Genomic DNA, 22,906 nt, shown 5'->3' with positions numbered 1-22,906 from the left:
TTTTTCATGCTGTGGCGACACCAGAAAAAACAACAACAAAAGGAGAGGAGCATGTTTACGCGAAACACTGTCGCGCACCATTCGGGGAACCTGATCGGGAGCCGCTGCCTGTTGGCAACGGCGATCACCATCGCCAGTGCCACAGCCGGCGCCGCACCCACTATCGAACTGGGGGAAAACACCACCCTGGATTCGTCGCTGACGGTCAACTACACCGCTTCCATGCGTACCGCCAAGCAGGCCAATCAATACCTCAACGACCCGAACAACGACGACGGCACGCGCAACTTCAAGCGTGGCTCGTTGATCAACAACCGCCTGAGCCTGTTCGGCGAATTGCAGCTCAAGCACGACAACCTCGGTGCGGTGTTGCGCGGCAGTCAGTTCTACGATGATGTCTACAACCAGAAAAACGCCAATGACTCGCCGCTGACGGTGAACAAGACCGGCCACAACGATGGCTTCAGCGACGAAACCCGCAGGCTCAGTGGCAGCATGGCGCGGCTGCTCGACGCGTATGTGTATGGCAATTTCGATGTCGGCGAGACTCAGTACCTGTCGCTCAAGGCCGGGCGGCACCTGGTGGCCTGGGGCGAGAGCCTGTTCTGGCCCAACATCAGCCAGGGCCAGGCCCCGGTGGACGCCACCAAGTTCAACGTGCCGGGTACCGAGGCCAAGGACTCGTACCTGCCGGTAGGGCAGGTGTCCGGTTCGTGGTCGGTGAATGAAAACCTGGCGCTGGTGGGCTACTACCAGTACGAGTGGGAAAAGACCCAGCTCAATCCGGTGGGCGACTACTTCGGCAGCGATACCTTTGGTCCCGGCGCCGAGTTCTTTCGCCTGGGCAGCGGTGCGGTCGACCGCCTGCCCAATGGTCTGGCGGTCGGTTATGCCGGTGAAAAAGACGCCAGCGACAGCGGCCAATGGGGCCTGGGCGTGCGCTACCGGATCACCGAAAACACCGAAGTGGGGCTGTTCCATTACCGCTATAACGAGCGCATCGGCTCGATGTTCTTCGACTTCACCGGCACCACCCAATACTCCTCGCTCAAGGGCATCGGCCATGACGGCACCGCGCCGTCCTATCGCCTGGGTTACTTCGAAGACGTCAAGCTGACGGGCATCAGTTTCACCTCCAAGGTTGGCGACTCGGTGCAGTACGCCGGTGACCTGAGCTACCGCGATGGCGCGTCGGTCTACCTGAACAACGGCGCGCCCACCACCGGGCAGATCTGGCAAGGCAACCTCAACGCCATGTACATCCTGGGCCCAAGCCTGCTCGCCCATCAGACCACCTTCATGGGCGAAGTGGTGCATCAACGCATCGACGGGGTGGACAGCCTGACGATCACTGGCGGCGGGGTCGGCGTGGACGGCACCTTCGACACGTTCGAGTCGAAGACCCAGACCCGCGGTTCGACCCTGCTGGGCATTGGCGCCTACATGGATTACCCGTCCATTGCCACGGGCCTGGACCTGAGCACCAAAGTGGTCTGGACGCAGAACGTCGATGGCAGCGCCTATCAAGGCCTGGGCCGTGACGAGAAGCGCCTGACCGTGGGTGGCGATTTCAAGTACCTGGGCAACTTCCAGATCGGCATGACTTATGTCGCCTACCTGAGCTCGCCGGATGCCGCCCAGGGCCGACTGCTGGCTGACCGCGATTACCTGTCGCTCAACGCCAAGTACACCTTCTGATGATCATGGCTGCGTCGCGAGATGGCGACGCAGCCTTCATTTGTAGCCTGATAACAACAAAGAGAGGCCTGTCATGAACCCTCGTCCGACCCCGTCACCGTTCAGCCCTATAACGATTGGCCCACTGACCCTGAAAAACCGGTTTATCAAGTCCGCCACCAACGAGGGCATGAGTGCCCAGGGCGTGCCTTCCAAACAATTGGTCAAGCTGCACTCGGCCCTGGTCGCCGGGGGCACTGCCATGACCACCGTGGCGTATTGCGCGGTAAGCGATGATGGCCGTACCTTGCCCAACCAGTTGACACTCACCCAATCCAGCTTGCCGCACTTCAAGGCCCTGACCGACGGTGTGCACCAGTCCGGTGGCCTGGCCAGCGCGCAGATCACCCACGGCGGCTGCTTTACCTTCATCCGCGAACGCTCGACCAAACGTCCGCTGTCAGCCAGCGGCGGTTTCAACAAGATCGGCCTGATGAGTGGCATGTTCCTTAAACAGGCGATGAACGAAGACGACATGCAACTGGTGGTGCGCGACTTCGCGCAAGGTGCACGCCTGGCGCGCCAGGCAGGTTTCGATGCCGTGGAAATCCACATGGGTCACGGCTACCTGCTCAGCCAGTTCATTTCGCCGATGTACAACAAGCGCCGCGACCAGTACGGCGGCAGCCTGGAAAACCGCCTGCGTTTTCCGCGCCGGGTGCTGCGTGCGGTCCTGGATGCCGTCGGCAAGGACATGGCGGTGATTTGCAAATACAGCGTCACTGAAGGCGTGCGCGCCGGTAACAGTGCCGAAGACGGGGCGCAGATCGCCCGCATGCTGGAAGAGGAGGGTGCGCACCTGCTGGTACTCAGCGCCGGGATGAACGCCGAGTCGATCACCACCATGTTCGGCTCTTCCTTCCCCAAGGAAAACCGGGTGCAGCAGAAGAACAAGGTGATTGCCCTGGCGATGGCCATTCAGCGCCGTAAAGAGCCCACCGTGGAATTTCGCGAGCTGTATTTGCTGGAACATGCGCGCAAGGTGCGTGCCGCGGTGAAAATGCCCCTGGCTTATCTGGGCGGCGCCAAGAGCCTGGCGAGCATCGAAAAAATCATGGCCGAGGGTTTTGACCTGGTCGCCATGGGCCGGGTGTTGCTGGCCGAGAATGACTACGTCAACAAGCTCGAAAGCGGTGCCAGCCGCGACTCGATCTGCACCGCCTGCAACCGCTGCGTGGCGATGATGTACACCCCCGGCGGCACCTCCTGCGTACTGGGCCAGCCCGGCGACGCCGTGTTGAACAGCCAGAAGGCGGCAGATCGCTAAACCACCCTGACCACCCCCCCTGTAGGAGCGAGCTTGCTCGCGAAGGTCGTTAACGATAACGCGTGTTTGCTGGATGAACGCGTTGTCTTTGAGTCCTTCGCGAGCAAGCTCGCTCCTACAAGGGGAGCAACGGTATTGGGGGATCAACCGTTCTGCAGGAAGTCGATGCAGCTGCGGTTGAACAGCTCGCGGTGTTCTACCTGGACCCAATGTCCGCAACGGTTGAGCACGATGAACCGGGCGTTGGGCGCGCCGTCGATGATGCGTTGGGCGCCGCTGATCGGGTTGAACAGATCGTTGGTGCCCCAGAAGCCGAGGATCGGGCACTGGATCTCGCCCAGGCGTGTTTCCATGTTCGGCACCATCATCGTGCTGAACAGGTTCTTCGGCTGGGTCACCGCCACCGCCACGCGTTCCTGCAGCAGGCTTTCGGGCAGGATCGAATCATCGAACAACTGCAGGCGCATCATGCTGCGCATCTCGTCCATGCCGATGGGACCGGCGTTGAACAGGCTGACCATGCGCACGATGCCGTCCATCTTGAAGTAGGTTTCCCGCTCCTCGACGCCGCCCGGTGCCAACAGGATCAGGCTCTGGGGCAATTGCGGCAGACGCAGGGCCAGGCCCAGGGCAATCGCGCCACCCAGCGAGTTACCGAGCAGGGTGCAGCGCTGTACGCCGATGGCTTGCAGAAACGCCGCTACGCAGTCGACGAAGAAATCCAGGTTGTACTGGGCGTCCTCGGGTTTGTCCGAACGGCCGAAACCCGGCAGATCGAGCACGATGTTGCGGTAGCCGGCGGCGGCGAATTGCGGGTAGTTGCCCTTGAAGTTGCTGAAACCACTGGCGCCCGGTCCGCTGCCGTGCAGCCACAGCACCACGGGGCCCGCGCCTTCATCCAGATAGTGCAGGCGCAAACCGTTGTTGGGCAGCGTTGCGTAATGGCCGACGGGCAGGGGCAGGTCTACGGGTTGGTTCATGGGGTTCTCCATTTTCTGCGGATTCATAAAGCACAGCCGCGTCAGGCGCGACAGCGAATTGAATGCAGCGAGTTGAAGGGAAACGCTGCACCTGACGGGGTGTGCACCCATGAATGCTGGGGCCGCGAAGGATTGCCGGCATCGTCCATTCAGACCACGCGGCGATAGTCCCATCGGACGATGTGGGCCAAGGCACTTGCCGCTAATCATGCAGGTGACGGCTCCACTGCAAGGGCAGCGGGCTGCAGCGTATTTGCACATTCGGAGATTGCTGATGAAGTTACTCAATAAAGTCGCCTTTGTAACCGGCGCAGGGCAAGGCATGGGCCAGGCCATCGTCCGTGGTTTTATCGCCGAAGGCGCCAAGGTGGTGGCTGTCGACCTGAATCAGGCTGCCCTGGCCGAGAGCCTGGCGGACCTGGGTGACAAGGTACTGGCACTGGCCTGCAACGTCGGTGACGGCGCCTCCGTGGCCGATGCCATGGGCCAGGCCGAGCAGCACTTCGGCGGCCTCGACATCCTGGTCAACAACGCAGGCGTGGGCGCGCTGGACAGCTTCCTCGAAACCCCGGACGAGAGTTGGGCGCGGGTGATCGGTGTGAACCTGGGCGGCACCTTCCTGTGCTGCCGCGAAGGCGCCAAGCTGATGGTCAAGGGCGGGCGCAAAGGGGCGATCATCAACCTCTCCAGCACTGCCGCGCTGACCGGCGACGGTCCTAGCCATTACTGCGCATCGAAAGCCGGGGTGATGGGCCTGACCCGCTCGATCGCCCGTGAACTGGCGGCCAGAGGCATACGCGTGAACACCCTGGTGCCGGGACCGACCAACACGCCGATGATGGCTGGCATCCCTGACGACTACATGCAAGCGCTGCTGAAAAACGTACCGTTGGGGCGCATGTGCGAGACCGACGAGATCGCGCGTGTCGCGGTGTTCCTTGCCAGCGAAGACGCCAGCTTCATGACTGGCCAGAACATCGCGGTTAACGGCGGCATGGCCTTTATCTGATTGGAGAGTCACTGATGAGCAAGCGTTTACATGGAAAAATCGCCTTTGTGACCGGCGCCGGTTCGGGCATCGGTGAAGCCACCGCGCTGCGGTTCGCCGAGGAGGGCGCCACCGTCGTGCTCTGCGGGCGACGCGTGGAGCCGTTGCAAGGGGTGCAGGAAAAAATCATTGGATTGGGCGGGCGCGCTGAAATTGCCGTGGCCGACGTCAGCGATCAGCAGGCCTACGTCAGTGCATTGGAAGCCACCGCGCAACGACACGGTCGCCTGGACATTCTGGTCAACAATGCGATGGCCTACACCTGGGGCAGCATCGACACCATGTCCACCGCCGACTGGCACGCCAACTTCGCCACTACCGTCGATGGCACCTTCTTTGGCACTCGCACCGCGATGCGTCTGATGAAAGAGCAAGGCGGCGGTTCGATCGTCAACATTGCCTCGATCTGCGGCCTGTTCGGCACGGCGTGGATGGCCGGTTACTCGGCGGCCAAGGCCGCGGTGATCAACTTCAGTCGGGCGGCGGCCAGCGAAGGCGCGCCCAACAACATTCGGTGCAACGTGATCATCCCTGGCGTGGTCGATACCCCAGCCACCGCCGGCATGCTCGGCGACGCCAAGGCCCGCACCAACACCGAGAAAGTCATCCCGATGAAACGGGTCGGCCTGCCGGTGGAGCTGGCCAACGCCATTCTGTTCCTGGCCAGCGACGAGGCTTCCTATGTCACCGGCGCCAGCCTGGCGGTGGACGGCGGTCGCGGCTCGGACCTGTACGTGGTGTTCGACTGATGAACCAGGACACGAACGCATTGCTCGAGCGCATCGATCGACTGGAGTCGCTGGACGCGATTCGCCAACTGGCCGGCAAGTACGCGTTGGCCCTGGACATGCGCGACATGGATGCCATGGCCAACTGTTTCGCCCCGGACGTGCGTGTGGGGCGCGACAAGACGGGCCGTGCACACCTCAAGGCATGGCTGGACGAAACCATGCGCAAGCAGTTTCACGGCACTTCCCATCACCTGGGGCAGCACATCATCGAGTTCAGCGATCCGGATCACGCCACGGGCGTGGTCTATTCCAAGAACGAGCATGAGACCGGTCCGGAGTGGGTGATCATGCAGATGCTGTATTGGGACGACTACGAGCGGATCGACGGACGTTGGTGCTTCCGTCGTCGCTTGCCGTGCTATTGGTACGCCACCGACCTTAACAAACCACCGATTGGCGGCCTGAAAATGCGCTGGCCGGGGCGCGAGCCCTATGCCGGCACGTTCCACGAGCTGTTCCCTTCCTGGGACGCATTCTGGGCGCAACGGCCGGACAAGGACGCGTTACCGGAAATTGCCGAACCGGCACCGCTGGAGGGCTTTCTTGCAACCTTGCGGCGCGGGGCGGGTGATCCCAAGATTCGCGTTCGCTGAAGGGCGGTTCTTTTATCAGACCGCCTTCGCTGGCAAGCCAGCTCCTACATTGGATCTTTGCCGATCACAGGATTTGTGTACACCCCGATCACCTGTAGGAGCCGGCTTGCCGGCGAAGGCGGCGTGTCAGTCGACATTATTGCCGGGTGTCAGACCGCTTTCGCTGGCAAGCCAGCTCCTACAGTTGGCCAGTGTTGCGGCCAGTATCGGGTTCACTGAAGTCGCGGTTGCCGCTTCATTCCCGCACCCGCGCTTCACGTGGCATCCCCAAGGCACGCTCGGCAATGATATTGCGCTGGATCTCGTTACTGCCGCCATAAATCGTATCGGCGCGGGTAAACAGAAACAGCGATTGAAGACGACTCAGCTGATAAGACTGGCCATCGAGGATTTCGGCATCGTCGCCCAACACATCCATTGCCAGCTTCCCGAGGTCTGAGTGCCAGGTTGACCAGGCCAGTTTGTAGATCATGGCTTCGCGGCGCAGGCTGCCATCTTGTGGACCCGAGAGCATGCGCAAGGAGTTGTAGCGCAACACCTTGAGCCCGGCCCATGCCTGGGCGATGCGCTGGCGCAGCAGTGGGTCGCGTGAAGCGCCATTGGCGCGGGCAATGCGAATGATCTCGTCGAGCTCATTGTTAAACTGCATTTGCTGGCCCAGCGTCGAGGCACCGCGCTCGAAGCCGAGCAGGGCCATGGCGATTTTCCAGCCGTCGCCCGGTTGGCCGATCAGGTTATCGGCGTGGGTCACCGCCTGATCGAAAAACACTTCGTTGAACTCGCTGGTACCGGTCAGTTGCTGGATGGGATGCACACGGATCTGCGTCTGGGCCATCGGTACCAGCAGGAACGACAAACCGTGATGCCCTTGACTGCCGGGTTCGGTGCGCGCCAAGACAAAACACCAGTCGGCTTCGTGGGCCAGCGAGGTCCAGACCTTCTGGCCGCTGATCAGCCAGTGTTCGCCCGTGGCGTCGAGCCTGGCCCGGGTTTGTACGTTCGCCAGGTCGGAACCGGCACCGGGTTCAGAGTAGCCCTGGCACCAGAACTCGCTGCCACCGAGGATGCCCGGCAACAGGCGCTGTTGCTGGGCCGCCGTGCCGAAGGTGGCGAGGGTCGGGCCGACCAGCCCTTCGCCGATGTGGCCCATGCGTCCGGGCCCGCCGCGCGCGCATACTCCTCATGGAAGATCACCTGCTGGCAGAGGCTCAGGCCGCGTCCGCCATGCTCCTTCGACCATCCGAGACCAATCCAGGCACCCGCGGCGAGTTCACGTTCCCAGGCTTTGCGTTCTTCGGGAAAGCTGTGCTCGTCACCGGGACCGCCGCGAAAGCGCAACGGCGCAAACTCGCCACTCAGGTGTTCTGCCAACCATTGGGCGACCTCGCGACGGAAAGCCTCGTCGGCATTGCTGAAACCGATTTTCATGCGTCTTCTCCGAACAGGTGTGCCGCCAGGCGTTCGCGATGCAGTGCGGGGCTGCCCAGCAATTGCTCGCTGGCGCGAGCGCGCTTGAAGTACAGGTGCGGGTCGTATTCCCAGGTAAAACCCACGCCGCCATGCATCTGGATCGACTCGGCGGCGCAGTTGAAAAACGCTTCGCTGGCATGGATTTTCGCCGTGGCGGTGGCCATCACCAATTCGCTGGCCACAGCTTTGTCACCGGCGGGGTCGAGGTGCTCCTGGGCCACGCAGGCGGCGTAATAGATCGCAGAGCGGGCGCACTCGACCTGCACCATCATGTCGGCGCAGCGGTGCTTGATCGCCTGGAAGCTGGCGATGGTGCGGCTGAACTGCCGGCGTTCGGCGATGTAAGCAAGGGTCAGGTCGAGGACTTGCTGTGCGCCTCCCACCTGTTCGGCAGCCAGGCCCACGGCGGCGATCTGCAGGCTCTCGCGCAGTACCGGCCAGCCCTGGTCGGGGGCGCAGAGCAATTGTGCGTCGCTGACGAATACATTCTGCAGTTCGACCCGTGCCAGGCGCCGGGTCTGGTCCAGGGTGGGCAGGGCGGTGCGCTCCACGCCCGGTGTAGCGGCGTCGACGGCGAACAGGCTGATCCCCGATTCCCCCTCGCTGCCAGGCGTACGCGCGGCGACGATCAACAGGTCCGCTTGCGCCCCGTCGATGACCTGGGCGTAACAACCGCTGAGGTTAAACCCCCCCCGTACACGCCCGGGCGACGGTTTGCACGCTGTGCGCATCCCATCCGGGGCCACTGGCGAACGCCAGGGTCGCGCGGGTTTCGCCACCGGCAATCGCGCTGAGCCAGCGCTCTTGCAGCGCCGGGTTGTGTCCCGACAGCAGGGCCGGGGTGGCCAGGCAGGTGGTGGCGAAAAGCGGCGAGCCCAGCAGAAAACGACCACTCTGTTCCAGCAGGATCGCCAGCTCGACAAACCCCCAGGCCCATACCCCCGAAACGCTCGGGGACCATCAGGGCCCGGCCAGCACAGCTCCAGGCCGATGCGTTGCCAGACGTCGGGATCGTAGCCGTCCGCGCGAACCATGGTTGCGCGCACGGCTTGGGAGTCACTTGCGTGGCGAGAAAGCGCTGGGCGAGCTGTCGCGAATCATCAAGTGTTCCTGGGTAAAGGCGAACTCCATGGGGGTTGTCTCTGCTAGGCGGATAGATGAGCGAGTCTAGGGCGCCGTCGGTTTGCCCCGAATCATCGAAACGGACTAGAACCCTACGGCCGCCGACCCTGAAACCGTTGTCCTGCTTAGTCTCAATGGACGATGAAGCAGGCCCCGACGCTTTGCACAATGCTCGCCATGCACCGAATCAGCCAACGAGGAACCCAGGCATGATCGACATTCGCGGTTTGAGCTATTTCGTCTCCCAGATCGAAAACCTCAGTCACTGGCAACGGTATGCCGAGGACGTGCTGGGCATGCAGGTACGTCCGGCGCCGGGCGGTGGCCTGTACGTAAAAATGGACGAACGTCGTCCGCATGCTGATCGTCGAAGGCAGCGAGGCGCGGTACCTGGCTTCCGGCTGGGAGCTGGCCGGCGAATCGGCGTTCCAGGCCGCACTTGAGCATCTGACTGCCGCCGGTATCGAATGGCAGCCAGGCTCTGGCGCCGAGATCGAGCAGCGCGGCGTTCAGGCGCTGGTCAAACTCACCGACCCGTCGGGCAACAACCATGAATTGAGCTGGGGCCATCGCTCCGATTGCCTGCCATTTGTTTCGCCTCAGGGCGTGCCGCGTTTTATCACCGGTGACATGGGCCTGGGCCACACCGTGCTGCCGGCACCGAACTTCGATGCCACGCTGGCGTTCGCCAAGGACGTGCTGGGTTTCGAGCTCTCGGACATTTACAACTTCCGGCCCGACCCGTCGGCCCCGGCGATCCGTATTCACTTCCTGCATTGCCACAACACCCGCCATCACAGCCTGGCACTGGCCGAATACCCGTCGCCGTCAGGTTGCGTGCACGTGATGGTCGAGGTGGATTCGATGACCGAGGTGGGGCGCGCCCATGACCGTTTGCTGGCCCATGACGTGAGCCTGTCGGCAACCCTCGGCCAGCACCTCAACGACCGCATGACCAGCTTCTACATGAAGACGCCATCCGGTTTCGATCTGGAATACGGCTTTGGCGGATTGCAAGTCGACTGGGCCGAACATTCGGCATTCGAGTTCACCCGCGTGAGCATTTGGGGGCACGACTTTTCGGTCGGCCAACAGTAAGGAATTGTGATGATGAATAAACAACTGACAGCGGCCGATGCGGTCGCTCAATTACGCGATGGGATGACCATCGGTTTCGGCGGCTGGGGACCACGGCGCAAGCCGATGGCGATTGTGCGCGAGATCCTGCGCTCGCCAGTCAAGGACCTGACCGTCGTCGCCTACGGCGGTCCGGAAGTGGGCATGCTGTGCGCAGCCGGCAAGGTCAAGAAGCTGGTGTTCGGCTTCGCCACCCTCGACGCCATTCCGCTGGAACCCTACTACCGCAAGGCTCGCGAAGCGGGCGAGCTGGAGTTGATGGAACTGGACGAAGGCATGTTCCAGTGGGGCCTGCGCGCCGCTGGCATGCGCTTGCCGTTCCTGCCGACCCGTTGCGGCCTGGCCACCGATGTGACGCGCCTGAACCCGCAACTCAAGACTGTCCAGTCGCCCTACGCCGATGGCGAAGTACTGGTGGCGATGCCGGCACTCAATCTCGACGTTGCGTTTGTGCATGTCAACGTCGCCGACCGCCTGGGCAACTGCCTGGTGACCGGGCCGGACCCGTATTTCGATCACCTGTTCGCCCGTGCCGCCGAGCAGTGCTTTGTCTCGTGCGAACGCCTGGAAGAGCGTCTGGAACTGAGCGCCGAGATGGCCCGTTTCAACACCTTCGAGCGTTACCTGGTGAAAGGCGTGGTGCATGCGCCCCTCGGTGCGCACCCGACGCTCTGCGCCCCCGACTACGGCTGGGACATGAAGCACCTCAAGGGTTATGTCGCCAGCAGCCAGGCGGAAAACGGCTGGCAGGACTATGTGCAGACCTACATCGCCGGTGGCGAGCAGGCCTATCAGGCACAGAACGGCGGTGCCGACTCCATGGGCGCCTTGCCCCTTCCCGTGTTCTGAGGATTAGCCACTATGTCTGCAACCTGTGATTTTACCCTCGCGGAACTGATGGTCGTCGCCGCATCCGAAGCCTGGCGCGGCAATGGCGAAGTGATTGCCTCGGGCCTTGGCGTGATTCCGCGCCTGGGTGCCAGCCTGGCCAAACTGACCCACAGCCCTGAACTGTTGATGACCGACAGCGAAGCGTTCCTGGTCGAAGAGCCGATCCCGTTGGGCCCGCGTGGCGACTACGTGCCGCGTTACTCCGGTTACATGTCATTCGAGCGGGTGTTCGAATGCGTGTGGGGCGGACGCCGCCACGCAATGATCGGCCCGACCCAGATTGACCGCTGGGGCCAGACCAACCTGTCTTGCGTCGGTGACTATCAAAAGCCCAGGACCGCGATTCTTGGCGTGCGCGGCTTGCCGGGCAACAGCATCAACCACCTCAACTCGTTCTTCGTGCCCAGCCATAACAGCCGGGTGTTCGTCAGCGGTGAAGTGGATATGGTCTCCGGTGTCGGCTTCAAGGCCGATCGCTGGCCCGAAGGTGCGCGTCGCGACTTGATGGACATCCATTGCGTGGTCAGCGACCTGTGCGTCCTCGATTTCAATGGCCCGGAGCGTGCGGTGCAGGTGCGCTCGTTGCACCCCGGCGTGAGTTTCGAGCAGGTCCAGGACAACACCGGCTTCCCGTTGCTCAAGTCGGCGCAGTTGCACGAGACCGTGCACCCCACCAGCGAGCAGTTGGCCCTGATCCGCCGACTCGACCCCCACGATTACCGCGCCACGGCGATCAAGGGCAACCCGCCCGGCATCCGTACGGCCTGAGGCGAGGACAGTGAACATGCACAGCAGCGAGAGTGAATTCGTCGTCCGCGAGGACAAAGCCGTCTACGAAACAGACACACCGGTGCTGTACAGCGTGGCCGAGGGGATCGCCACGCTGACGCTGAACCGGCCGACCTTCAACAACGCGCAAAACTCGCAAATGACCTACGCGCTGGACGCCGCCTTTCGCGAGGCGGTGAACGACGACAACGTCAAGGTCATCGTCCTGCGCGGCAACGGCAAACATTTCTCGGCAGGCCATGATATCGGCACGCCTGGACGCGATATCGACAAGCCGTTCGAGCGTGCACACCTGTGGTGGGACCACACCAACAAGCCCGGTGGCGAGCAGCTGTATGCCCGCGAGCAGGAGGTGTACCTGGGCATGTGCCGGCGCTGGCGTGAACTGCCCAAGCCGACCATCGCCATGGTCCAGGGCGCATGCGTCGCGGGCGGGCTGATGCTGGCCTGGGTCTGCGATCTGATCGTCGCAGTGATGACGCGTTCTTCCAGGATCCGGTGGTGCGCATGGGCATTCCGGGGGTGGAGTATTTTGCCCATCCCTATGAAATGAACCCGCGTATCGCCAAGGAATTCCTCTTCACCGGTGACCGCATGAGCGCCACCCGAGCCTGGCAAGTGGGCATGGTCAACCGCATGGTGCCCCGCGATGAACTGGAGCAGGCCACCTATGCCCTGGCCGCCGGCATCGCCCGTCAGCCGCGCATGGGCCTGGCCCTGACCAAACAGGCGATCAACCACGTCGAGGACCTGCAAGGCAAGCGCACGGCGATGGATGCGGTGTTCGCCTGGCACCAGTTTGCGCATGCCCATAACGAGCTGTTGTCTGGCGACAAACTGGGCGGCTTCGATGCCAAGGGCATGGCCCGGGCCAACAAGCAGGCAGAGGACAAGAGCCAATGAACCGCTGGCTGGATACGCCACTGACCGAGGCCCTCGGTTGCCGCTACCCGATAGTGCAAACCGCCATGGGTTGGGTTGCCGATGCAACTGGTGATCGCCACCACCCAGGCCGGGGGCTTCGGTTTCCTGGCCGGGGCGACCATCGCGGCCGATGAGCTGGAAGGCGAAATCCGCAAGGTGATCGACGCCACCGGTGGCAGCAACTTCGGGCTCAATTTTCATATGTTCCAGGACAACGCCGCGCAGTGCGTCGACCTGGCGATCCAGTACCGCCTGCGCGCCGTGAGCTACGGGCGCGGCCCGGACAAACAGACCATTGCGCGTTTCAAGGCGGCCAAGGTGTTGTGCATTCCCACCGTGGGCGCACTCAAACATGCATTGAAGGCTGTGGAACTGGGCGCCGACCTGATCGCCATCCAGGGCGGCGAGGGCGGCGGTCATACCGGCGGCGTACCCAGTTCCATTCTGTTGCCTCAGGTACTGGCCGCGGTCAAGGTGCCGGTGATCGCCGCCGGCGGTTATGCCACCGGTCGTGGCCTGGCTTCGGTGCTGGCCGCCGGGGGCGCTGGCATCGCCATGGGCACGCGGTTCCTCATGACCCGCGAATCGCCGACACCGGTCGCGACCCTGGAGCGTTACCTGAAGGTCAACGACCCGCAACAGGTGCGCGTGACCACGGCGGTGGATGGCATGCGCCACCGCATGATCGAAAACCGTTTTATCAATCATCTGGAGAAGGCCGGTCCGTTCGGCCGCCTGCGCATTGCCCTGGGCAGTGCCTGGCAGTGGAAGCAGCAGACCGGCATGAGCCTGGGGCACATGGCCTCGGTCTTTATCCGTGCGTTGCGTGAAGACCCCTCGCAGCTGTCGCAAGTGGTGATGGCCGCCAACCAGCCGGTGCTGTTGCAAGCGCTCGATGGTCGATGGCGCCCCGGACGAGGGCATCTTGCCCAGCGGCCAGGTGGCGGCGGCCATCGGCGAATTGCTCAGTTGCCGTGAAGTCATTGAAGGCATCGCCAGCGAGGCCCAGCAATGTCTGGACGCGCTCCTGGCCCGCAGCCAGACCCACCCTTCGACCCATCCCGCCAGTATTGGAGAACCCCTGTGAACCAGGCATTTACGACACAACTCAATCAGGGGATCGCTGAACTGGTGATCGCCAAACCTCCGGTCAATGCCCTCGACAGCCAGGAATGGCAGGCGCTGGCGCGACAGATCGAAGCCCTCGGGGCCAATCCCGAGGTGCGGGTGATCGTGATCCGCGCCGAAGGCCGCGGCTTTTGCGCCGGTGTCGACATCAAGGAGCTGGACAAGTATCCAGAGCGGATCGTCGAGGTCAACGCCGGTAACTACGCCACGTTCAAGGCCGTGCACCGCAACCCGGTGCCGGTGATTGTCGCGGTGCATGGTTTTGTCCTGGGCGGCGGCATCGGCATCACCGGGGCGGCGGACATCGTCATCGCCTCCGAATGCGCGACCTTCGCCCTGCCGGAAGTCGACCGTGGCGCCATGGGCGGCGGTGCGCATTTGCAACGGCTGTTCCCGGTGCAAAAAGTCCGTTACCTGTTCTTTACCGGCGACAGCATCGGCGCCCCCGAAGCCCTGCAATACGGCTTTATCGAGCGGATCGTCAGCAAGGACCAACTGCGCGAAACCGCGCTGGGCATCGCGGCGAAAATCGCCGAGAAGAGCCCGGGCATGATCCGCATCGCCAAGGAAGCCTTGAACGGCATCGAAGACGGCAACCTGGAAGACAAATACCGCTGGGAGCAGGGCTTCACCATGCAGGCCTACAGCAGCCCGGACTCCGCGGAAACGCGCCGGGCCTTCGTCGAAAAACGCGACGCGAAGTTCTGAGAGAACGCCATGGAACTGACTTATACCCCCAAGCAAAACGCCTTCCGCGCCGAAGTACGCGCCTGGCTGGCGGCCAACCTTCCACGCGAACCGCTGGCCAGCTACGACACCCGGGAAGGCTTTGAGCAGCACCGCGCCTGGGAAGCGAAGCTGTTCGAGAGCCGCTGGTCGATGGTGATGTGGCCCGCCGAACTGGGCGGTCGCGGTTGCGATCTGATCGAGTGGCTGATCTTCGAAGAGGAGTATTACGGTGCCGGGGCGCCGATGCGCGTCAACCAGAACGGCCAGTTGTTGCTGGGGCCGACCCTGATGGAGTTTGGCACCCCGGAACAGAAGCAGCGCTTCCTGCCACGCATGGCCGCCAGCCTCGACATGTGGGCGCAAGGCTGGTCGGAACCGAATGCCGGTTCGGACATGGCAGCGATCACCAGCAAGGCCACGCTCGACGGCGATCATTACGTGATCAACGGCCAGAAAACCTGGTCGACCCGAGCGACCTTCGCCGACTGGCTATTTGGCCTGTTCCGCAGCGAACCGGGCTCCTCGCGCCACCACGGCCTGTCGTTCGTGATGGTGCCACTGAATGCGCCGGGCGTGAGCATCCGTCCGATCAAGGCACTCAATGGCAAGGACGCCTTTGCCGAAGTGTTTTTCGACGACGTGCGCGTGCCGGTGGCCAACCGCATCGGTGCCGAAGGGCAGGGCTGGCATGTGGCAATGGCCACCGCCGGTTTTGAACGCGGGTTGCTGCTGCGTTCACCGGCGCGTTTCCAGTACACCGCCCGCAAGTTGGTGGAACTGTACAAGGCCAACCGCGACAGCGCCGACCGCGATCCGGGTCTGCGTGACGCGGTGCTGGAGACCTGGATGGGCGCCGAGGCCTACGCCCTGTCGGCCTACCACACGGTCGGGCGCCTCAGCCGGGGTGAGCAGATCGGTGCCGAGTCGAGCATCAACAAGATCATCTGGTCGGAGCTCGACCTGAAAATGCACGAAACCGCCATGCGCATTCTGGGCGCCGGCGCCGAGCTGCTGCCGGATGCCGATACCGATACCGATGCTGCTGGCTGGCTGGAGGGTTTCCTGTTCGCCCAGGCCGGACCGATCTACGCCGGGACCAACGAAATCCAGCGCAATATCATTGCCGAGCGGATGCTCGGCTTGCCGAAATAAGGAACGGGCCATGGACTTCACTTTTACCGATGACCAGCTGACGTTTCGCGAAGCCATCAGTCGTTTCCTGATGACTGAAGCCGCCCCGGAGATGCTCCGGGAAATCTGGGAAACCGATGTCGGTCGCTCACCGGACCTGCGTCACAAGATCGCCGCCCAGGGCCTGACCGCCTTGTCGGTCCCCGAAGCCGAGGGTGGCCTGGGCATGGACGATGTGGCCTGGGCGCTGATGACCCAGGAGCTGGGGTACTACGCGATTCCCGATTCCCTGGCTGACACCGCCTATGTCGCCACCGGCTTGCTCGCCGGCCTGGCGACTGATCACCCGGCACGCAGCAGCTTGTTGCCACGGATCGCCGAAGGCACATTGCGCCTTGCCATCAACCACCCCGTCAACGTGCTGGTCGGCGATGCGCAACTGGCAGAAGTGTTGATTCTCATCGATGGCGATGACATTCACGTGGTGCCGCGTTCGCAGGTGGATGTGCAACCCCGGACGAGCATCGATGCGTCGCGGCGCCTGGGTCGGGTGACCTGGAACCCGACACCGGCCACCTGTGTGGCCAGCGGCGCGGCGGGCCGTGCCTTGCAAGCGCAACTGCTCGACCGTGGCGCCTTGTCGGTGGCCGGGCAATTGCTCGGGCTGGCGCAACGCATGCTCGATTTGTCGGTGGACTACGTCGCTCAGCGCAAGCAGTTTGGCAAGCCCATCGGCAGCTTCCAGGCGGTCAAGCATCATTTGGCCGATGTCGCCCGGCAGATCGAACAGGCCAAACCCGTGCTGTACCGCGCCGCCCACGGCCTGGCGCAAGGCGACAGCAACGCCAGCGTCTGGGTTTCCCAGGCCCGCCTGGCCTGCTGCGAGGCAAGCTGGATCGCCGCGCGCAAGGGCATTCAGGTGCACGGCGCAATGGGTTACACCTGGGAAGTCGATCTGCAGATGTTCATGAAACGTGCCTGGGCGCTCGATGCGTCCTGGGGTGATCGGGGCTTTCATAAAACCCGTGTCAGCGACTACCTGTTCGCCGACGGTGCCCGCCTGGGCCCGGGCCATACTTTCGAGGAGTGAGTCATGCCAGAGGCCTATATTGTTGATGCACTGCGCAGCCCGACCGGCAAGCGCAAAGGCGCCTTGAGCGAGGTCCATGCCATAGACCTGGGGGCTCATGTGCTCAGGGCATTGGTGGAACGCAACGCGATTCCGGGTGAAGACTATGACGACGTGATATTCGGTTGCGTCGACACCATTGGCTCCCAGGCCGGTGATATTGCCCGTACCAGTTGGCTCGCCGCCGGGTTGCCGCTGAATGTGCCCGGCACCACGATCGATCGCCAGTGTGGGTCGTCGCAACAGGCGCTGCATTTTGCGGCGCAGGCGGTGATGAGCGGCACCCAGGATGTGATCGCCGTGGGCGGGGTGCAAACCATGACCCGGATTCCGATTTCCTCGGCCATGCTCGCCGGACAACCCTTGGGTTTTACCGATCCGTTTTCCGGTAGCGAAGGCTGGCGCGCACGTTTCGGTAATCAGCCGGTCAACCAGTTCTATGCCGCCCAGCGCATCGCCGATCATTGGGGCATCACGCGTGAGCAGATGGAAGCGTTTGCCCTGCAAAGCCATAGCCGCGCCCTGGCCGCCATCGAGAGCGGGCGTTTCGCTCGGGAAATCGTCGCTTGCAACGGCCTGTTCGCGGATGAAACCCCGCGCTTGACCAGCCTGGCAAAAATGGCCGAGCTGCAGCCGGTGGACCCGCAATACCCCTCGATCACTGCCGCTGTTTCGAGCCAGACCTGCGATGCTCGGCGGCGTTGCTGGTGGTGTCCGAGGCGGCGCTCAAGCGCTACGACTTGACGCCACGGGCCCGCATCCATCACCTGACGGTGTTGGGCGATGATCCGATCTGGCACCTGACCGCGCCAATCGCCGCGACACGCCGGGCCCTGGCAAAAACCGGCCTGCGCATGAGCGATATCGACCGGGTAGAGATCAACGAAGCGTTTGCCTCGGTGGTCATGGCCTGGACCAAGGAACTGGACTACGACCCGGCGCGCACCAACGTCAACGGTGGCGCCATTGCCCTTGGCCACCCGCTCGGCGCCACGGGCGCCCGGCTGATGACCACGCTGTTGAACGAGCTGGAATGCACCGGCGGCCGTTATGGCCTGCAAACGATGTGCGAAGGCGGCGGCCAGGCCAACGTCACGATCATCGAACGCCTCTAGGTTTTTTCCATCCGTGCCGCCGTCCGCTGGGCGTGCGGTCACGCAGTCATAAGGAGTCAAGCATGGCTATTTGTTCAGGCCGCACCGTGATCATCACCGGGGCCGGCGGCGGACTCGGTCGCGCCTACGCGCTGGCGTTCGCGGCGGCGGGCGCCAACGTGGTGATCAACGATATTCGCGCCGACGCGGCGCAGGATGTAGCGGGCGAGATCCGCGCCAACGGTGGCCAGGCCATCGCCAACAGTGACGACATCACCACCCTGGCCACCGCCGAGCGCATCGTCGAAGCGGCAGTGGCGGCGTTCGGTGAGGTGCACGTGCTGGTCAACAATGCCGGCGTCCTGCGCGACCGCATGTTCATCAGTCTCAGCGAAGAGGACTGGGACATGGTCATGCGCGTTCACCTCAAGGGCCATTATTGCCTGGCGAACCTGTTGGGGCGACGCTGGCGCGATCTGGCCAAGGCCGGCACTCCGGTCGATGCACGCATCATCAACACCAGTTCCGGCGCGGGCCTGCAAGGCTCGGTGGGGCAGTCCAACTATTCGGCGGCCAAGGGCGGGATTGCCGCGTTGACCCTGGTGCAGGCCGCTGAGCTGGCGCGCTACGGCATCACCGCCAACGCGTTGGCCCCGGCTGCGCGCACCTCGATGACCGAAAGCGCCATGCCCGATGTGGTCAAGAAGCCTGAGGACGGCAGTTTCGACGCCTGGGCGCCGGACAACGTCGCGCCGTTGGTGGTGTGGTTGGGCAGCGCCGAATCGGCCCACGTCAGCGGCCAGATTTTCGAGAGCCAGGGTGGCCGCATTTCCCTTGGGGACGGCTGGCGCACCGGGGTCACCCGCGACAAAGGCGCGTTGTGGCGTGTCGAAGAAATCGGCGCCGCCGTGGCTGAGATTCTCGCCGAAGCGCCTGCGGCGCAGCGAGTCTGGGGCAGCTGACCGCGCAAAACCGGCCGCCGGAGGCGGTCATACCCCGTTTTGACGATGTGCCGGCCAGGGCGTGGCTTTATACCTGACAGCGAACTGATACCTTCGGAGGTAAACGCTGTGAAACAAGCTCCCCCTTATGTCCCGGGCCATCAATTACTGGCTGGAAAATCCGTGCTGATTACCGCTGCCGCAGGTGCCGGTATCGGTTACTCGGCCGCCCGGCGCAGCGCCGAGGAGGGTTGCCGGGCACTGATGATTTCGGACGTGCACCCGCGCCGCCTCGAAGAAGCCGTGGAGCGTCTCAAGGCCGAAACCGGCCTGCAGGCCATTTACGGCCAGCTGTGCAATGTCACGGTCGAAGCCGAGGTCCAGGCCTTGGTGGCGAGCGCGGAAGAGTTGCTGGGCGGTGTCGATGTGTTGATCAACAACGCCGGCCTCGGTGGCCAGAAACTCGTGGTCGAGATGAGTGACGAAGAATGGCTGCGAGTGCTGGATGTGACCCTGACCGGGACGTTCCGCATGACCCGCGCGATGCTGCCACACATGCAGCGCCGTGGCGCCGGAGCCATCGTCAACAATGCTTCGGTCCTGGGTTGGCGCGCACAGAAGGAACAGGCCCATTACGCCGCGGCCAAGGCCGGGGTGATGGCCCTGACCCGTTGCAGTGCGCTGGAAGCTGCCGAGTTCGGCGAGCGCATCAACGCGGTTTCACCGTCGATCGCCCTGCATGATTTTCTCAAGAAGGCCTCCAGTGAAGAGCTGCTCGCCAGCCTCGCCGGGCGCGAGGCATTCGGCCGTGCCGCCGAAGTCTGGGAAGTCGCCAACGTGATGATGTTCCTGGCCAGCGACTACGCCTCCTACATGGTTGGCGAAGTATTGTCCGTCAGTTCCCAACAAGCCTGAGGAGTGGGCCATGAGTCATGTTTTCAGCAGTGCCCAGGCGTTGCTCGAGGCCGAGGGCCTGGACCTGGGTTACACCGAGTGGCTGACCATCAGCCAGCAGCGCATTGACCTGTTTGCCGAAGCCACGGGTGATCACCAGTGGATTCATGTCGACCCGGTGCGCGCCGCCAGCGGGCCGTTTGGCGTCTGTATCGCCCACGGCTACCTGACCCAGTCGCTCGTCAACCTGTTCCTGCCGCAATTGCTCACCATCGACAACATGGCGATGGGGGTCAATTACGGCAGCGACCGCGTGCGTTTCCCGGCGCCGGTCAAGGTGGGATCGCGAGTGCGCGGCAGCGCCAGCATCGTGCGCGCCGAGCAGCTGGCAGACGCCGTGCAACTGGTGGTGCGCGTGACCGTGGAAGTCGAGGGCCAGGCGCGGCCTGGCTGTGTGATCGACACCATCAGCCGTTACACCTTCAACCCTATTACCGAGTGAGCCTGTCATGGACCTGAATGAAGTTGTCATCGTTGCCACTGCGCGGACCGCGCTCGCCAAGTCGTTCCGCGGCTCGTTCAACGATACCGAAGCCCCGGTACTGGGCGGACATGTGGTGCGTGCGGTGGTCGAGCGCGCCGGCATCGAACCGGGTGAAGTAGAAGATGTGATCATGGGCGCGGCGGTGCAGCAGGGCACCCAGGCCTACAACATCGGCCGCCTCTGCGCGTATATCGGCGGCTTGCCGGACACCGTGCCGGGCATGGCCCTGGACCGCATGTGCGCCTCGGGCCTGATGAGCATCGGCGTCGCCGCCAAGGGCATCATGACCGGCGAAATGACCATCGCCATTGGCGGCGGCGTGGAGTCGCTGTCACTGACCCAGACCAAGCACAAGAACAGCTATCGCGCCCAGTCCGAAGCCGTGCTGGACATCATGCCCAGCGCCTATATCCCGATGCTGGAAACCGCGGAAATTGTCTCGCGCCGTTATGGCATCAGCCGCGCGGCCCAGGACGAGTATTCCCTGCAGAGCCAGCTGCGCACCGCCGCCGCCCAACGTGACGGCTTGTTCGACGATGAAATCGTCGGCTTGAGCGTCGATAAGTTGTGCTTCGATGCCGCTGGCCAGCCCAGCGGCCATCAGCGTGTGCTGGTCGAGCGTGACGAATGCAATCGGCCGAACACGCGCCTGGAAGACCTGGCTTCGCTGAAACCGGTGTGGAAGGACGGTAAATGGATCGAGCAGGGTGAATTCATTACCGCCGGCAACGCTTCGCAGTTTTCCGATGGCGCCTCGGCCAGCCTGCTGATGAGCCGCGTCGAAGCCAAGCGTCGGGGGCTGACTCCGTTGGGCATCTACCGAGGCATTGCCGTGGGCGGCTGCGCGCCGGAGGAAATGGGCATCGGCCCGGTAGTGGCCGTGCCGAAACTGCTCAAGCGCTTTGGCCTGAGCGTGGCGGATATCGGCCTGTGGGAGATTAACGAAGCCTTTGCCTGCCAGGTCCTGCATTGCCGCGATGCACTGCAAATCCCGGCGGAACGTCTGAACGTCAACGGCGGTGCGATTGCCATCGGCCATCCGTTCGGCATGTCCGGCGCACGCATGGTCGGTCACGCACTGCTGGAGGGTCGCCGTCGCGGCGCCCGTTATGTGGTAATCGCCATGTGCATTGGCGGCGGCATGGGGGCGGCCGGTTTGTTCGAACTGCCGTAGGGCTGGCCGGGGTGCGTTGAGCGTCTATAACACCCATTACGATCAATTGATGCGGGCCATGCAGTCCGGGCCCGCTGCTGGGGAGTGGTTATGCAAAGTCGCGTGCCGAATGCGCAGGTCCTTGCGCAAATGGGGCTGGAGCTGCCGAGTACGAAGGCCTCATCGGCAACATGTACGACTCGGCCATGGATATTCGTTGCATGGGTGATTCGTTGCGCCAGCTCCGGAAGCTGTTCAAGGCCAATTTCGTGACCTTGATTCTGCGTGTGCAGGATGAGCCGCTGCTGTCGCCGATGATGGTCGCCGGGGACATCGAACTGGGGGAGGGCGGCATCAACCATTACGCCTATTACGCCAAGTCCACGCTGTTCGACGGTCTGCCCACCGACACGGTGTTCACCATCGATGAGTTGATGACGGATGAGGAATGGGTCAGCTCTTCTTTTTACCTGTTGTTTTGCCAGCCCCATGACTGCCACCAGATGCTCGGCGCCGACATCCGCATGCCGGACGGCAGCACGGTGCGCTTGCGGATCAACCGGCCACGGGGCCAGGCGCGTTTTTCCCAGGTGGAGCGGGACATGTGCGCCATGCTCTTGCCGCATTTGCGCCGCGCCCTGCACATGCATTCGCTACTGGATCGCAGTGAGTCGCTGGGCAGTTTGTACTCGCAAACGATCAGCCGCATGGCGGTGGCGACTATCGTGCTCGATGAAAACGGCACCGTGGTGCAACTGAACCCGGTGGCCCGGGAGATTATCGCCAGCCAGGACGGCCTTAAAGTCGTCGGCGGACGGTTGGAGGCGACTTACCCGAGTGACAATCGCGAACTGTCGCGGCTGGTGCGCAATGCCTTTCAACGGGTGAAGCAGGGCCACGCCGGATTACAGATAGCCGAGGCCACGTCGATTTCCCGTCCTTCCGGTAAAGTCAGCCTGGGGGTGGTGGTGGAGTTGATTCCGACGCAGGAGTTGGTCGAGGGCAAGGGAAAACCGACCGTGGTGGTCTATGTCCGCGACGCTGTCAGCAAGTCGCTGGTGAGCAATGTGGTGACGTCGCAGCTGTACAACCTGACCCCCGCGGAAACCTTGCTGGCGCTGGAACTGGCTAACGGCCTGTCGCTGGAGGAGGCCTCGGAGGCGCTGAACATCCGCCGCAATACCGCTCGTGCGCACCTGCGTTCGATCTTTTCCAAGACGGGGGTGCGGCGCCAGACCGAGCTTGTGCGGATCATGCTCAACAGTGTCGTGGCATTGGCCGGGCCACAGCTGCCAGGATTAGCGAAGGATGCGCTTTAGTCTGTCGTTCACAGGCACCGTGGGCAAACGCGTTAGTCCGTGCGGACGATGCTGGCGTTTCCTTGGGCTGCCGATACTGGGTGACCGCTATCGGT

Annotated in this window: 16 protein-coding genes and 6 pseudogenes; 19 read left to right on the top strand and 3 right to left on the bottom strand. The window is 63.2% G+C overall.

What is annotated here, in order from left to right:
- Window positions 1-51: 51 nt before the first annotated feature.
- Window positions 52-1,698 carry a DUF1302 domain-containing protein gene (locus BZ163_RS20875; protein ID WP_128872418.1) on the top strand — a complete coding sequence of 549 codons (1,647 nt, stop codon included), beginning with the start codon at window positions 52-54 and terminating at the stop codon, window positions 1,696-1,698.
- A 73-nt stretch (window positions 1,699-1,771) separates the two neighbouring features.
- Window positions 1,772-3,004 carry an NADH:flavin oxidoreductase gene (locus tag BZ163_RS20870; RefSeq protein ID WP_128872417.1) on the top strand — a complete coding sequence of 411 codons (1,233 nt, stop codon included), beginning with the start codon at window positions 1,772-1,774 and terminating at the stop codon, window positions 3,002-3,004.
- 143 nt (window positions 3,005-3,147) lie between these two features.
- Here the strand turns inward: BZ163_RS20870 and BZ163_RS20865 are convergent, their stop codons facing one another.
- Window positions 3,148-3,984, bottom strand: a complete 837-nt coding sequence (locus BZ163_RS20865; RefSeq protein ID WP_128872416.1) for an alpha/beta fold hydrolase — start codon at window positions 3,982-3,984, stop codon at window positions 3,148-3,150.
- Between the two features lie 274 nt (window positions 3,985-4,258).
- On the opposite strand from BZ163_RS20865, the gene BZ163_RS20860 reads away from it, so the two are divergent.
- The 3 genes from BZ163_RS20860 to BZ163_RS20850 are packed head-to-tail and all read left to right on the top strand — an operon-like array spanning window position 4,259 to window position 6,416.
- Window positions 4,259-4,993, top strand: a complete 735-nt coding sequence (locus BZ163_RS20860) for an SDR family NAD(P)-dependent oxidoreductase (protein WP_128872415.1) — start codon at window positions 4,259-4,261, stop codon at window positions 4,991-4,993.
- A 14-nt stretch (window positions 4,994-5,007) separates the two neighbouring features.
- Window positions 5,008-5,781, top strand: coding sequence for an SDR family NAD(P)-dependent oxidoreductase (locus BZ163_RS20855; protein ID WP_128872414.1), 774 nt, complete (start codon window positions 5,008-5,010; stop codon window positions 5,779-5,781).
- On the top strand, window positions 5,781-6,416 hold the full coding sequence (locus tag BZ163_RS20850; protein WP_128872413.1) for a nuclear transport factor 2 family protein: 636 nt from the start codon (window positions 5,781-5,783) through the stop codon (window positions 6,414-6,416). The genes BZ163_RS20855 and BZ163_RS20850 overlap by 1 nt, the downstream gene beginning before the upstream one ends.
- Before the next feature lie 235 nt (window positions 6,417-6,651).
- Here BZ163_RS20850 and BZ163_RS20845 read toward each other — a convergent pair.
- Both BZ163_RS20845 and BZ163_RS20840 read right to left on the bottom strand, forming a co-directional pair.
- Window positions 6,652-7,844, bottom strand: a pseudogene (locus tag BZ163_RS20845) (acyl-CoA dehydrogenase family protein).
- Window positions 7,841-8,617 (bottom strand): acyl-CoA dehydrogenase family protein, encoded by a 777-nt coding sequence (locus BZ163_RS20840; protein WP_256579077.1) that lies wholly within the window; start codon window positions 8,615-8,617, stop codon window positions 7,841-7,843. The pseudogene BZ163_RS20845 and the gene BZ163_RS20840 overlap by 4 nt, the downstream one beginning before the upstream one ends.
- A 600-nt stretch (window positions 8,618-9,217) precedes the next feature.
- Here BZ163_RS20840 and BZ163_RS20835 point away from each other — a divergent pair.
- The 14 genes and pseudogenes from BZ163_RS20835 (at window position 9,218) to BZ163_RS20770 (ending at window position 22,811) form a co-directional block, all read left to right on the top strand.
- A pseudogene (locus BZ163_RS20835) lies at window positions 9,218-10,106 on the top strand (VOC family protein).
- A 12-nt stretch (window positions 10,107-10,118) separates the two neighbouring features.
- Window positions 10,119-10,994: a CoA transferase subunit A gene (locus BZ163_RS20830; RefSeq protein ID WP_128872448.1), complete on the top strand. Its 876-nt coding sequence runs from the start codon at window positions 10,119-10,121 to the stop codon at window positions 10,992-10,994.
- A gap of 12 nt (window positions 10,995-11,006) precedes the next feature.
- Window positions 11,007-11,804: a CoA-transferase subunit beta gene (locus BZ163_RS20825; RefSeq protein ID WP_128872412.1), complete on the top strand. Its 798-nt coding sequence runs from the start codon at window positions 11,007-11,009 to the stop codon at window positions 11,802-11,804.
- Between the two features lie 16 nt (window positions 11,805-11,820).
- Window positions 11,821-12,728 (top strand): annotated as a pseudogene (locus BZ163_RS20820) (enoyl-CoA hydratase).
- Window positions 12,725-13,836 (top strand): annotated as a pseudogene (locus tag BZ163_RS20815) (NAD(P)H-dependent flavin oxidoreductase). The pseudogenes BZ163_RS20820 and BZ163_RS20815 overlap by 4 nt, the downstream one beginning before the upstream one ends.
- Entirely contained in the window at window positions 13,833-14,585 is a 753-nt protein-coding gene (locus BZ163_RS20810) for an enoyl-CoA hydratase family protein (protein WP_128872411.1), read from the top strand. Before BZ163_RS20815 ends, BZ163_RS20810 begins: the two are co-directional and overlap by 4 nt.
- Before the next feature lie 9 nt (window positions 14,586-14,594).
- On the top strand, window positions 14,595-15,758 hold the full coding sequence (locus BZ163_RS20805) for an acyl-CoA dehydrogenase family protein (protein ID WP_128872410.1): 1,164 nt from the start codon (window positions 14,595-14,597) through the stop codon (window positions 15,756-15,758).
- 10 nt (window positions 15,759-15,768) lie between these two features.
- Window positions 15,769-16,827: an acyl-CoA dehydrogenase family protein gene (locus BZ163_RS20800; protein ID WP_128872409.1), complete on the top strand. Its 1,059-nt coding sequence runs from the start codon at window positions 15,769-15,771 to the stop codon at window positions 16,825-16,827.
- A 3-nt stretch (window positions 16,828-16,830) separates the two neighbouring features.
- A pseudogene (locus BZ163_RS20795) lies at window positions 16,831-17,981 on the top strand (acetyl-CoA C-acetyltransferase).
- A 62-nt stretch (window positions 17,982-18,043) separates the two neighbouring features.
- Window positions 18,044-18,922, top strand: a complete 879-nt coding sequence (locus tag BZ163_RS20790) for an SDR family oxidoreductase (protein WP_128872408.1) — start codon at window positions 18,044-18,046, stop codon at window positions 18,920-18,922.
- Between the two features lie 108 nt (window positions 18,923-19,030).
- Complete coding sequence (locus BZ163_RS20785) at window positions 19,031-19,816, top strand: SDR family oxidoreductase (protein WP_128872407.1); 786 nt, start codon at window positions 19,031-19,033, stop codon at window positions 19,814-19,816.
- 10 nt (window positions 19,817-19,826) lie between these two features.
- Window positions 19,827-20,297: a MaoC family dehydratase gene (locus BZ163_RS20780; RefSeq protein WP_128872406.1), complete on the top strand. Its 471-nt coding sequence runs from the start codon at window positions 19,827-19,829 to the stop codon at window positions 20,295-20,297.
- 7 nt (window positions 20,298-20,304) lie between these two features.
- Window positions 20,305-21,513 carry an acetyl-CoA C-acyltransferase gene (locus BZ163_RS20775; protein WP_128872405.1) on the top strand — a complete coding sequence of 403 codons (1,209 nt, stop codon included), beginning with the start codon at window positions 20,305-20,307 and terminating at the stop codon, window positions 21,511-21,513.
- A gap of 90 nt (window positions 21,514-21,603) precedes the next feature.
- Window positions 21,604-22,811 (top strand): annotated as a pseudogene (locus BZ163_RS20770) (LuxR C-terminal-related transcriptional regulator).
- The last annotated feature ends 95 nt before the right edge of the window (window positions 22,812-22,906 follow it).

The organism is Pseudomonas sp. VI4.1 (assembly GCF_002029345.1).
Classification (GTDB): Bacteria; Pseudomonadota; Gammaproteobacteria; order Pseudomonadales; family Pseudomonadaceae; genus Aquipseudomonas.
This window is presented reverse-complemented; position numbering and strand designations above follow the sequence as displayed.